Source organism: Paenibacillus sp. MABNR03 (genome assembly GCF_050455445.1).
Taxonomy (GTDB): Bacteria; Bacillota; Bacilli; order Paenibacillales; family Paenibacillaceae; genus Paenibacillus; species Paenibacillus xylanilyticus.
In genome coordinates this window covers 177,349-190,244 of the sequence record NZ_JBCIYR010000005.1, presented here as the reverse complement: position 1 = coordinate 190,244, position 12,896 = coordinate 177,349, and the positions used below count along the sequence as shown (strand labels likewise).

8 protein-coding genes are annotated in these 12,896 nt (G+C 46.1%); 7 read left to right on the top strand and 1 reads right to left on the bottom strand.

Annotated elements, in window-relative coordinates; all coding sequences use genetic code 11:
- Window positions 1-313 precede the first annotated feature (313 nt).
- Together AAIH57_RS23755 and AAIH57_RS23750 are read left to right on the top strand one after the other, a co-directional pair.
- Window positions 314-1,849, top strand: a complete 1,536-nt coding sequence (locus AAIH57_RS23755; protein WP_175399246.1) for a helicase DnaB — start codon at window positions 314-316, stop codon at window positions 1,847-1,849.
- Window positions 1,850-2,053: 204 nt separating this feature from the next.
- Window positions 2,054-2,728 carry a hypothetical protein gene (locus tag AAIH57_RS23750; RefSeq protein ID WP_430023226.1) on the top strand — a complete coding sequence of 225 codons (675 nt, stop codon included), beginning with the start codon at window positions 2,054-2,056 and terminating at the stop codon, window positions 2,726-2,728.
- Window positions 2,729-2,846: 118 nt separating this feature from the next.
- Here AAIH57_RS23750 and AAIH57_RS23745 read toward each other — a convergent pair whose 3' ends face one another.
- Window positions 2,847-5,603 carry an endo-beta-N-acetylglucosaminidase gene (locus AAIH57_RS23745; protein WP_430023225.1) on the bottom strand — a complete coding sequence of 919 codons (2,757 nt, stop codon included), beginning with the start codon at window positions 5,601-5,603 and terminating at the stop codon, window positions 2,847-2,849.
- A gap of 211 nt (window positions 5,604-5,814) precedes the next feature.
- On the opposite strand from AAIH57_RS23745, the gene AAIH57_RS23740 reads away from it, so the two are divergent.
- The 5 genes from AAIH57_RS23740 to AAIH57_RS23720 all read left to right on the top strand — a co-directional run bounded on the left by AAIH57_RS23740 (window position 5,815) and on the right by AAIH57_RS23720 (window position 12,862).
- Window positions 5,815-7,644 carry a sensor histidine kinase gene (locus tag AAIH57_RS23740; protein ID WP_376769001.1) on the top strand — a complete coding sequence of 610 codons (1,830 nt, stop codon included), beginning with the start codon at window positions 5,815-5,817 and terminating at the stop codon, window positions 7,642-7,644.
- A gap of 1 nt (window position 7,645) precedes the next feature.
- Window positions 7,646-9,160, top strand: a complete 1,515-nt coding sequence (locus AAIH57_RS23735) for a response regulator (protein WP_430023224.1) — start codon at window positions 7,646-7,648, stop codon at window positions 9,158-9,160.
- 282 nt (window positions 9,161-9,442) lie between these two features.
- Complete coding sequence (locus tag AAIH57_RS23730) at window positions 9,443-10,915, top strand: ABC transporter substrate-binding protein (RefSeq protein WP_430023223.1); 1,473 nt, start codon at window positions 9,443-9,445, stop codon at window positions 10,913-10,915.
- 78 nt (window positions 10,916-10,993) lie between these two features.
- Window positions 10,994-11,923 carry an ABC transporter permease gene (locus tag AAIH57_RS23725; protein ID WP_175399251.1) on the top strand — a complete coding sequence of 310 codons (930 nt, stop codon included), beginning with the start codon at window positions 10,994-10,996 and terminating at the stop codon, window positions 11,921-11,923.
- 84 nt (window positions 11,924-12,007) lie between these two features.
- Window positions 12,008-12,862, top strand: a complete 855-nt coding sequence (locus AAIH57_RS23720; RefSeq protein ID WP_217506623.1) for a carbohydrate ABC transporter permease — start codon at window positions 12,008-12,010, stop codon at window positions 12,860-12,862.
- Window positions 12,863-12,896: the final 34 nt, after the last annotated feature.

The following is a 12,896-nucleotide window of genomic DNA, read 5'->3' as shown; positions in this document are numbered from 1 at the left end:
ACAAAAGGTCCTGCCTTTCTCGTAACCGCTTACGCGAGCAAAGGGAGGGCTTTTTGTCATATTTGATAAAGTGGGTATAAATGAATCGTTATGCTGCATATACATGTGGATAACATTTTCTAAATAGTTTCACTTGTTTTATACGGCAGGAGCTTTTATAGTATTCTAGCAACTCTGCGAAAACGTGAATGCTGTCGACCTAGGACGAAACGGAGCGAGAACGGGCCATCTTTTTACCTGTTTTTGAACATTTGAAGATCAGGCATTTATGATAGAATAGATAAACACACTTTTGGGAAGAGGAGATCAAGCCATGCGCATGAAGAATTTGCTGCATTATACTGAACATCATCGCTACTGCGTATACAGGGAGTTTGGACTTAGTGCTCTGGACGACCGTATGCTTACCGGAGCGTATCAGCCTATGGTAGGTGCTTTTGCAGTTGGCTTGTATCGGCTGTTGTTTCAGCATCTTCCCGGAGAACAGGTCGGTTACTCCCCCCTTGAACAGCAACGAAAACTGTTCATGACGCTTGGGCTGGAGCCAAGCGAGAAGGGCCGCAAGTATTTGGTGGAGCAGGCTTCCAAGCTGGAAGCGGTCGGATTGCTTCAGACATCACGTCTTTATATCCCGGAAAATGATGATTACATCTACGAATATGAACTGCAGCCTCCGTTGTCTCCGGCAGAATTCTTCCGGACACAGCATTTGACACTGCTGCTTCGTGACAAGATCGGTAAATTTGCTGTTCTCTCCCTGCGCTCCGGATTTTCCGCAGTCGAGAATGGGGACGCACCTTATCCGGCAGCCAACAAAGAGAATATTTCTGTTCCTTTTTACGATATATTTGAACTTAATACACATGTCATTGATTATGAGTTGGAGCAGGCGCTCTCTGAAGTATCCACATCTGCTCAGCGGAGTGGGACAAGTGTTGCGGCGGAAGAGTTCACTTTGAACTATGCCGACATTATTTTACGTTTTCCGCGCGAGTCGGTAAATCGTCGTCATGTAGAGAAGCTGAGGTTCGATCACGAACAACTGGGCATTGTAAATTATGTTGTGAACAAGTTCAATCTTAGCGTACAGGACGTGTGCCGTTTACTGGATGAGGATGATATCTTCAGTCCGCAAGGGCAGCTTATTCTGGACGATCTTCAGCATAAGGCAAGCCTGCAGTTCCGGCAGACGAAGAAAAGGCAGGAGCAGCAGACAGTGCAGGCTGCCAAGGTGGTAGCGCTGAGGCAGCATATGGACGAGCCTGAACAGCAGAACGATTCCGGGGAGCCGCCTGTGGAGCATGTGGTGCAGATGGAATACTATGTTGAGGTGCCGCCACAGTTTGCAACCAAATGCGATATTCATCAATACAACATGATGCTCCGTAACGAGCCGTATACCCGACTGTTACAGACCTTTTTCCCGGGTGCTGTGCCGGATAATCTGGTCGATATTTTTGAGAAAATTGATCTGAGCTACAAGCTGCCTGGTGAAGTCATTAATGTACTTATTCATTACTTGATGCAGCTGCTTGTATCAGGTGGAGAACAGCGGATCAACCGCAACTTCGTTGAAGCGATCGCTTCCAACATGCTGCTGAAGCAGGTCAATTCATATGAGAAGGCCGTCCAATATATTCGTGATCAGGCCAAAGTAAAAGGCAAGCAGGCTGCTGGTGCAGCCGGAACCCGTACCCGTACATACGGCAAAGGAACCAAAGCCAAGCCCGAGATTCCGATTGTGCAGGACGTTGTAGCTGAAAGCGATGGAGTATCCGAGGAAGAGTTCGAAGAGATGATGAGATTCGCCCAGCAGATGCAGGCGAGCAAACAAAAAGGAACTTCATAATTCACTTATAATAGACTAAAGGCGAGTCCCCTTAACAAAAAGGAGGCTCGCCTTTTTGCAAGTAAGCCTATCTATGAATACACTAGAAGTGTCGAGAGGTAATATTTTTACAAATTTGCTTTTTGAATAAATGCGAACAGATTATCGTTATCCATTGCTGCCATATCTTAATTAGAATAATGATTGAAACATTGGAGGGAGATCATGGGGGGATCTGACAAGTTAAATGGAATTAGAGTTGCAAATAGGCCGACAACACAACAAACATTTTTTTCAATCATATATGCCGTGTTTATCGGAGTTATTTTGGGTTTGGCAGCAAAACTTGTGGATACTCCGGGGATTAATCCCGTATTTGACGATATGGGCGGACGTCTTGGTATATGGGTATTTGTTGCAACACTGTTATCAGTCTTTAGTTATTCTCCCAAAGTAGCTGCTGTCAAAGCATTTGCTTTTTTTGGATCGATGCTTACCGTGTACTATGTTTACACTGTGCTTTTTCTACACTTTATCCCAGTGAGAGCCATTCTATTCTGGGGTATATGTGCAGTGATATCTCCCATATGTGCTTATATAATTTGGTATGCGCATGGAAACGGATTGTTTTCATGTATGGTTTCATCCCTTCCAATCACTATGTTGCTAATTGAAGGATTTGAATTGCGTAACGCTTACTTGCCTATTCACACCCATTATTATTTAATCCCAGTACTAATGGGAGTTTATCTAATCATGATTATTGTTTTATTGCTCTTTATTCCGAAAAACAAAATGCAATTGCTGTCCATTCTACCCATAGCTCTTATCTTGTCTATCATTCTGATCTATTTTAATGTTTTAGGTCGGATATTTGGTGGGATGAATGGTGTATTGTAGGGCAAATTACATATTCTCTGAATATAATCACAGCCCTTTCAACTTCTTTTGGGAAGTGAGAGGGCTGTGATCTACCTTATTTTTCAATACCTATAAATAGTTAACCGGCTAAAACCGTTTATCTCAAAATGGTTGTGGCCTTATTACCTGCGTAATCTTCAATCACGAGCTTCAGCGAGCTGCTGCTTGAGGCAGGTGTGAAGGTCATTTCACTCAACTTCGTTCTTCCCCGAATAATATAAGGGAACTTTTGTGTAACGTAAGTCACTCCGAATTCGCGTGGTACCTCATTTTCGTAAACATAAATCTTATACCAATCCTCCAGATCAGGTAGGGCAAGCGTGTATTTTCCATCATTTACCGTAACCTTTTCCTTCGCGTATGGTGTAATCTGATGATCAGCCAGTTGTCCGGTAAACGTGACCGGTTTTTGTTTGCCGATGGCAATGTTAAGCACATAATGTTCACCATTGGTTGGCAGTCCCGTCAGGACGGCAGAAGATTTGCCTTTTTTGACCTGAATGGTCTTGATAAAAGGTTCCCTTGCGTATTCGGTTTGCAATGTGAGCTGGATCGGTTCTTTGCCTTTGGTTTTCTTCGGATATTTCCAGCTGACGGTGGCGTCGCCCTGTTTGTTAAATTTCACTTGAATGTCCTGAACCGCTGCATCCAAATTATAGGACAGAGTGGCGGGCTCACTCTCACTGCCGTCTGCGCCTACAGCACGGATGGACAGTTCGCCGGAGCGTTTTTTCAGGGATTTAATATAATAGGTGGAATCATAGATCCCGCCAACATAAGAACCATTTTCGTAGACATTGTACTGCTTCACCTTCGAATAGTCTTCGATGTCCCACTCGACAACGAGTTCATCCGTGTTGGTCAGTGACTTGGCAATATGGAAACCCGAAGGGGCGTCTGGTTTGGAAGCGGATCCGTCAAAGATGCGGATTTCACCCATGTTCATCTGATAATTTTCAACCGTTGTGCCATTGGGGTCAAATATCAATCCGAAAGCCGCGATTTGTTTGCCTGCATAGGCACTCAAATCCAGTGAAGCTGTTTTCCAGCCTTTCGTATGCTTGCCTGAATTCGGTACATCAACCCGGACCACTTGGGATGGATCGTCTTCAAAAATTAACCCTACCTGCAGGCTGGATTTATCGCTGCTCGATGGTTTGTTATACGTGAGCTCCAGTTTGGACTGAGCATTGACAGATAGATCGGTCTTGTAGAGACGCAGGAAATTTTCTGCATTCAGTGTGCCGTTTACAACGATAGAGCTGCCGCCATTGAAGGCACCAATGGAATTGTATTGATAACGGGCACCTTTCTCATATGTTGGACCATAATCGAAATCAACACTAAGTTTGTCACCTTCGCTATCCATCCACCACTGCCAGGTGACCGGAATATCCTGGATGTTGATGTTGGACCATTCGGAAGCATTGGACACTGTCCCATTTTCATAGTATTGCAGACCATGTCCTGTATTGAAGCTGGTAGCAAAATTCGAACCGTTAATGACGGAACGTTCTGTAAGGTAAGCGGCTATGCCATCCCAGTTGGCACCGGAAGCATAGACATCCGACAGATCAACCGACGCATTGCGGCGAGCATTGGTTGGGTCCTGATTTGGTCCTGACCACCAGGCGCGATCGCGTACAAAGGTCATCCATTGATACTGGTCTTCGGCCCTGTGATTGGTGCTGCCATCGCCCATCTCTTCATCAAGGGCATTGTGGGTAAAGTCCGCCCCCAGCGTCGCAATGCTGTTCATGGGTTGACCGTTCTCATCCAGATTGTTGCGCAAGTCATAGAGCTGCTTCCATCGTCCAAACCGGTCATGACCGCCTTCAACTCCGGCGAAGACGGTTTCCAGGGGATCCAGTCCAAGACTGACGGCATGATCGCGTGAATCGCGGAGCATCTCATGGTTCCAGACATAGTTCAGGAATATGGAATCCGAAACTCTGCCCAGGGCCGTATCCTGTACAAAAGGGCTGTTGAGTTCATTGAACTCATTTTGATATTCAATCTCACCTGTCGTATTAATGGTAGAGTCATACCACTGGACATAGAGGCCCTGATCTCGCAGATATTGCATAAATTTTTTGTAGGATGGAATGTCTTCGGGAGCAACCCCTTTGGCTACCTCTTCCTGATTGAAGAAGTATCCATCGTAATTATAGTACTTGGCCATCTCGGCCAGTTTGACAGCGACGGGGAAATTCCCGTCTTCATCCTGGACGAGCATCTGCTTGTACGTTTGAGGACCACGGTCATTGTCGGAGAAGAATATGTTGGCAATGGAACGGACGCCGTTTTTGTGCGCGGCATTGGTGTAGGCCGGATTCGGAATGTTCAGAATGCCAAATTCGAAATATCGCTCTGTCCACTCCTTGTTCGGGTCGTACAGCTCTTCCGGTACTCCGGCAGAAGCCATGCCATGCCAGTAGCTATAATAGTCTGTATATTGCCAATAATTAAACAGATACTGGCTAAATTCGTTGGTATAAGGGGTGCTGTCAAAGAATGCGTTGCCATAATCACCACTCATCGTAAACAGTTGGGTGTCCGGACTAAGCTCGGGGTAGGCCTGCGTGGCAGCAAAGGCATCATTACGCGGCTGCAATGGTACATGTGCACGAAGCAGTTCTCCATAGATATCACTCTCCGGTGTCCAATTCAGGATCTGGGCAGAGGTGTAGCCATGCTGATAGGGCTGATTAGCGCCTTTGGCACTGTCACCTGTGTACGGAAGTGTATCCCCCGCATAAACAGATGAGGCGACCAATTGTCCTAGCAGGGCTGACGTGAGGGCCAGTGCGGTTACCTTGGGAATGATGCCTTTCGGTTTGAGATTGCGTGTCATGCTGTTCCTCCTTCAAGTGGACTCAATGTAAGGTATTCGTTTACACAAATATAAACTTATGGTTAACGATAGTGCATGAAAGCATTTTCAAATAGGGCGAAATTAAAGAAAGGCAGGTATAAACTAAAGAAAAGTTCGAGGTGAGAAGTTAATGTCAGAAGGCAAATGATATAATTCAGACAGGACATCCGCATCGGGGGGAACTTGCGATTTGAAAATTGTTAGCGTTTACAATAATTTCTTCAAAAATAATATGTTTATGAAAATGCTGTTTATTTTCTCGATGATATCCATTGTGACAATTATTACGTTGTCTTATATCATTTTTCTATCCGTGTCCGACTCGACGATCCGTCGGGAGCTGGCCATCCAGAAAGCAGCGATGGAAAGCGTGGACCGCTACATTCATCAGCAATATGAGTCTGTGCAAAATATGGTGAGAGATATGCATCAGAATGAGGCACTCTCGGCCAATATTTCATATTTGATGAACCACACCTATGCGGATTACGTTCAGCATCTGACGAATGGATATTACGCCAATCAGGATGACTACTCCGCAGATGTATTGAAACATTTTCAGAACATCATGGATCGGAACGCGGACATTCATCAGTTGATGTTATATAGTGCAGAGCGTCAGGACATGTCCATGTTCAGCCCTAATAAGCAATTCAAGAAACTGGACACGAATGCGGCCCATTCCTATATTCCTGACGTCATGGCCATGGAGACGCCTAATATCAGTGCGCCGAACTACTGGATTCGCAAAGAGATTAATGAATGGAGTCCAGACTTGTACGCTATTCGTGTTCCAATAAACAATACACAGACCCTGCGTAATCTGGGCCAGTTCCTCGTTTTTTTTGACTCTGCAGGCATTGGTAATGCGCTGGATAGTTATGAGAGCAATTTTAAGGGCGAAATTGTGGTGTTGTCAGCAAAAGGCAACGTATTATTCGACTCCAGCAGCAATTATTACGGGAAAAAGTATCCTTTTGTTGAAGTCGCTGATTCGCTCTTTGATCAGACGGACATGGATTCCATGAAAAAGGAAAAAAACATGTACGTGAACAAGTTTGTTTCGGCAGATCAGGGGTATGTCATCGTGGCCACGGTTCCTGTGGAAGAAATGGCTGAAACCTATGCGGGTATTCGCAATACGATTATTTCGATCAGCATCGTGTGCACCCTGTTTGCCGTGCTGGTTCCTGCATTTTTCATCATTAATTTTGCCAAACGGACCCGGCGCATTATCCGGTTCACCCAGAAGGTGAAGTATGGCAATCTCAGTGCGCGTATCGATGATGCCCGCGATGATGAGCTTGGCCAGATCTCGCATAGCTTCAACGACATGCTCGATGAACTGAACCTGTATATTGAGCGGGTGTACAAAGCCGAGATCAAACAAAAGGAGACAGAACTGGTTGCTCTTCAGGCCAGAATCAATCCTCACTTTCTCTATAACACCCTTGAGGTGATTCGAATGAGGGCTATCTCCCAGGGGGCAAGGGACGTTGGTGAGATGATCTACAGTTTATCCGTGCTGTTCAAGAGCCTTGTTCAGCAGAAAAAGAACTATACTTTGAAGGACGAAATGGAAGCCTGTCGTCTATATCTCGAACTCTTTCGAATCCGCTATAAGGACATTTTCACATACAACATCCAATTGGACCCTGTCCATAATCAACATCCTGTGGTCAAGCTCTCCCTGCAGCCGATCATTGAAAATTATGTTGTGCATGGGATCCAGACAGAACGCTCGGATAATCAGCTATCCATTGTGGTGGAAGAGTTGGGTGACGTGCTGCAGGTGGAAGTCAGAGATAATGGCAAAGGCATAGCTCCTGACAGGTTGGCCGAGATTCTGCAAGAACTGGAACGTCCAGAGGAGTCGGGGCAAATGTTTGGACTGCGCAGTGTACACAGTCGATTACGGTACCTGTATGGGCCGGAATTTGGAATAACGATAGAGAGCACGCTCGGAGAAGGAACCCTGATCAGGGTACGTTATCCTCATACGGAAGGGACAGGTGTTTAGCATGTACAAAGTGTTTATTGTGGACGATGAGCCGTTTATTATTGAAGGGTTATACGAGATTGTGGATTGGTCTTCGTTTGGAATGGAAATTGTAAATCATGCCGGTAATGGTCAGGCGGCGCTGAATGCCATCTCTACCCAACCCGTCGATATTCTGATTACGGATATTTCCATGCCTCTCATGAACGGGCTTGATCTGATTCGTGAAGCAAGGCGTGTCCAGCCTGATCTCAAAGTAATTATTCTCAGCGGGTTCAATGAGTTTGAATATTTAAAGGAAGCCATGCAGCTGGGGATCGAAAATTATCTGCTCAAACCGATTAATGTGGAGGAACTGGAATCTACATTGCGCAACACGGCTTCCAAGCTGGATCAAGTTCCGGCAAAAACAAGTTATGATGCCTACGGCATTCAAATTTTGAAGGACAACATCCTTCATCGATGGTTGACGGGACAAATTGCAACAGCGGAATTCGAGGAGCGTTCGCTGTTCATGAATCTCACACTGGACGGTCCATGCTATGGCATCGCCATTCTTCGTACGAAGGGAGATGAGCCGGGCATATTTCAACAGGTCCAGTGTTTACTGGAAGACAAGCCGTATGTGAGCACTTTTCACGATTTGGATGGAGATATCGTCATGATCGCCAATGTGGACGACCAACAGACCGATAGACAGCTTTTCATGGATTGCGTTACAGGTTTATCCGGACAGATCTCTGAGGCACATCCGTCGGCTTATATTGGAGTGGGGAGCATGGCAAAGGGCATTCATCAGGCACCCGTCAGTTACAGAGAAGCCAAGCGGGCTCTGCAGTATGTGATGATCTACCCTGATCTTAAAGTCATCGATCATGCGATCCTTGAAACGGGGAGCAGTGCAGGCAGTCGTTTCTCCATCGACTGGAAGGAATACGCCAAACTGATGTTATCCCGCAATATCGAACAGCTGGCCGAACGGATTCGAATCGATTTTGAACAGTATCGTGATGGAATGACCCCTGTGGAACTGATGAATACGGCCCTCGAATTGGTTATTCGCTTCAAAATGGAATTGGAGAGCATCAAGCATACGGATGAGTCTGTCATCTACCAAAAAGGGCTAAGGCGGGTGCTGGATAGCAGCACTTTTGCCGAACTGGTGCAGGCCCTGCAGCAAGTGGGAACCGAAACAATTGAATCTCTGCTTCAGGATCTGAAAAATCCAATCGTCAACCAGGTGCTTCAGCATATCGACAAACACTACGCCGATGAGCTTTCCCTTAAACTGCTTGGCGCACATTATCATCTGCATCCAGTGTATCTTGGACAATTATTTCACAAGGAGACCGGAGAAACCTTTGCCGAGTATATCAATAAATACCGAATTGAGCGCGCCAAGGAGCAGCTGCGAAGTTCCAACCTGAAGGTGCATGAGATTGCAAGAAATGTGGGGTATTGGGAGACAGGCTATTTTTATAAACAATTCCGCAAATATGTAGGCATTTCTCCCACGGATTTCAAGGTTATTGGTTAATTCACAGGGAATCAGGACGAATACGTCTGACTGACTGAATAGGCATCCCGAAATACAAGGCATGATACAAGAAGCATGGTGCCATATGTAACTCGGGATGTCTTTTTGGTGTAAGTTATTTCGGGGTGGCAGGGATAAATTAAGGGTGAAAAGATGTTTTCCCTTTAATTTGTACCTCGAAAACTTAAGTTTATCTTCTTTTTGAAAATGCTTTCATTCGATAAGGTTATAGCAGTTAGTTCGTTAGTGCTTAAGGGAAAACGAAAAGGGAGGATCTAAATCATGCGTAAACAAAGAAAGAGTTTTTCTCTCGTCCTGTCCATGTTGATGGCCGTTACACTTGTACTGAGTGCCTGCGGTGGAAGTGAGAGTGCTTCGGAATCCGGCGGGGCTGGGGATGACTCAGTCGAACTGATCTGGTACACCATCGGTACTCCGCAAAAAGATGTGAACAAGGTCATGGAAGAAGTCAGCAAGTATACCAAGGAAAAAATTAATGCAACCGTAACCATGAAAATGGTCGATTGGGGTGACTACCCTCAGAAAATGCAGGTGAATGTCGCTTCCGGTGAGCCAATGGATATTCTGTTTACCGCGTCGGGCGGATTTGACTATGTACAGAATGCCAGAAAAGGCGCGTTCATGGAGCTGGATGAACTGCTTCCTGAATACGGCAAGGAACTGATGGATACCATTGACCCGGCTTTCCTCAGCGGTTCCAAAGTCGATGGTCACAACTACGGTATTCCTGCCAACAAGGAGCTTCCGCAGCAAGAAGTATGGCGTTTCAACAAAACGCTGCTCGACAAATACAATCTGGACATCTCCAATATTCGTACATTGGATAGTCTCGAACCTTTGCTCAAAACAATCAAGGAAAATGAGCCAAGTGTGACACCATTTGCAATGGATAAAAACTATGTTCCTTATGTCCCTTATGACTATGTCATTCAGAATCTGCCAATGGCCATCAAACTGGACACTACAGATTACAAGCTCGTGAACATCCTGGAGACTCCTGAAATGAAGGAAGCGCTCACAACAATGAACAAATATTATAAAGCTGGCTATGTATCTGCAGAGGCGGCAACAACGGGTTCGACCAATGACCTGACTACATCAGGCAACTGGTTCCTGGATCGCGCACAGACTCAACCGCTGGCTGACAACCAATGGTCTGCAAGTTACGGATACCCTGTCGTTTCCACACCGGCAAGTGATGCGATCATCACAAACACATCTGTACAAGGCTCCATTATGGCGATCTCTGCCAACTCGGAATATCCGGAAAATGCAATGGAATTCCTGAATCTGCTCAATACCGACCCAGTGCTGCGCAACATGGTGGATTCCGGTATCGAGGGCACGCATTACAAAAAAGTGGATGACACACATATGGAAAACCTGGCTGAATCGAAGAACTACGACATGCCATCGTATTCCCTCGGTAACAACATGCTGCTCTATCTGAACAGCAACGATCCGGATAACAAATGGGATGAGTTCAAGAAGTTTAATGCTGAAGGCGTAAACTCCCCAATCCTCAGCTTCAACTTTGATGCAAGCAACGTTTCTGCTGAATTGACAGCTGTACAAAACGTGAAAGAACAATACTGGGCCGCATTGATGACCGGTACGCTGGACCCTGCGACCAACTTGGATCAGGTCATTGAGAAGTTCAATCAAGCCGGTCTTGAGAAGGTAATGGCTGAAGCCCAAAGCCAGCTTGATGCCTGGAGAGCGGAAAATAAGTAAGGTTACATTCGTAGGATCGGGCGGCTGCATGTAGCGTCCGATTCTTTTTTTCATTCAAGCCTGAAGGAGGATATCCAAATGACTGCATTTTTGAAAAATCTGATAAGAAACCGAGTCATGCTGTTCATGGTGCTGCCAGGCGCCATCTGGTTCTTCTTCTTCTCTTATCTGCCCCTGGTAGGCACTATAGCGGCATTCAAGGAATACCGGTTCAGTCGTGAAGGATTCTGGGCCAGTCTTGCAAAGAGTGAGTGGGTGGGCTGGGACAACTTCAAATTCCTGTTCAGCACCAATGACGCGCTGCTCATTACCCGAAATACGCTTCTATATAACATCGCCATCATTTTCCTGGGGCTGGTGTTTGCCGTAGGTTTGGCAATCCTGCTCTCGGAGCTCATTAATAAACGGCTCGCCAAAATATATCAAACAGGGATGTTCCTCCCTTATTTCCTCTCCTGGGTCATTGTAGGTTACTTTGTATTCAGTTTCCTGAGCATGGACCGGGGGATGTTGAATCAGATCATCGGCTGGTTTGGAGTGGAACCTATTCAGTGGTATTCGGAAGCCAAGTATTGGCCGTACATTCTAATCTTTGTCGCACTCTGGAAAACGATTGGCTACAACAGTATCGTCTATCTGGCTTCCATTCTGGGCATCGACCGTTCGCTCTATGAAGCTGCAATGATCGACGGTGCGAGCAAATGGCAGCAGATTCGCAACATTACGATTCCGTTGCTCTCGCCGATCATTACGATAATGACGTTGCTGGCTGTGGGCCGCATCTTCTATGCCGACTTTGGTCTCTTCTATCAGGTGCCACGGGATTCGGGTACGCTCTATTCCGTTACGAATGTCATTGATACGTATGTGTATCGTGGTTTGAAAACAAGTGGTGAGATTGGCATGAGTACGGCTGCCGGATTGTATCAATCGATCGTGGGCTTTGTGCTTGTTATCATCTCCAACTATGTGGTGCGCAAGATCGATAAAGATAGCAGCTTATTCTAGGACAAGGGAAAGGAGTGAACCACTGTGGCTCAACTCGTAAAAAAACGCGACTTCCATCATGTATCCAGCGGCTGGAACATCATTATGAACATCATGGCCGGTTTATTCGCTCTGATCTGTGTATTTCCTTTTATATTTGTCGTCATCATCTCGTTTACGGATGAAAAGGCATTGGCCCGTGATGGGTACCGCCTGATTCCGGCGGAATGGAGTCTCGCAGCATATCAGTTTGTCTGGCAGAGTGGGGATACGCTGCTGCGTGCGTATGGGGTTACCATTCTGGTCACAGTACTGGGGACGATCATCAGTCTGATTCTCATGTCCCTGTATGCATATGCCATTTCCCGCAAGAGCTTCAGATACCGGAGATTTTTCTCCGTGTTTGCGATCCTGACCATGTTGTTCAACGGCGGGATGATTCCGACCTATATGGTCGTATCCCAGCTGCTTGGACTGAAAGATACCGTATGGGCACTGATTCTGCCACTGGCAATGAATGCCTTCTATATCATGATTCTGCGTACGTTCTACTCTACCAGTGTGCCGGATGCGGTTATTGAATCCGCGAGAATTGATGGCGCCGGAGAGTTTTATACATTTATGAAAATCGTGATTCCATTGTCGCTGCCAGGACTGGCAACCATCGGGTTGTTCAGTACACTCGGTTACTGGAACGATTGGTTCAATGCACTGTTATATATCGATAATCCCAATCTGGTACCCCTGCAATCCATGCTGATGCGGATTGAGTCGAGCATCCAGTTTATCCAGCAAAACTCCGCAAACAGTTCCATGAGTCTGGCAGCCATGCAGTCCATTCCGCAGGATACATCCCGGATGGCGATGGTCGTGCTGGCAACGCTGCCGATTATATTCGCGTATCCGTTCTTCCAACGCTATTTCGTGCAAGGTCTGACAGTGGGAGCGGTGAAAGAGTAACCGGATCATCACTCTATAGGATTGGAGGGTTTCA

Bases quoted from the DNA above. Each gene is read 5' to 3' on its own strand.
- AAIH57_RS23755 (WP_175399246.1), top strand. From the start codon at position 314: ATGCGCATGAAGAATTTGCTGCATTATACTGAACATCATCGCTACTGC.
- AAIH57_RS23750 (WP_430023226.1), top strand. From the start codon at position 2,054: ATGGGGGGATCTGACAAGTTAAATGGAATTAGAGTTGCAAATAGGCCG.
- AAIH57_RS23745 (WP_430023225.1), bottom strand. From the start codon at position 5,603: ATGACACGCAATCTCAAACCGAAAGGCATCATTCCCAAGGTAACCGCA.
- AAIH57_RS23735 (WP_430023224.1), top strand. From the start codon at position 7,646: ATGTACAAAGTGTTTATTGTGGACGATGAGCCGTTTATTATTGAAGGG.
- AAIH57_RS23730 (WP_430023223.1), top strand. From the start codon at position 9,443: ATGCGTAAACAAAGAAAGAGTTTTTCTCTCGTCCTGTCCATGTTGATG.
- AAIH57_RS23725 (WP_175399251.1), top strand. From the start codon at position 10,994: ATGACTGCATTTTTGAAAAATCTGATAAGAAACCGAGTCATGCTGTTC.
- AAIH57_RS23720 (WP_217506623.1), top strand. From the start codon at position 12,008: ATGAACATCATGGCCGGTTTATTCGCTCTGATCTGTGTATTTCCTTTT.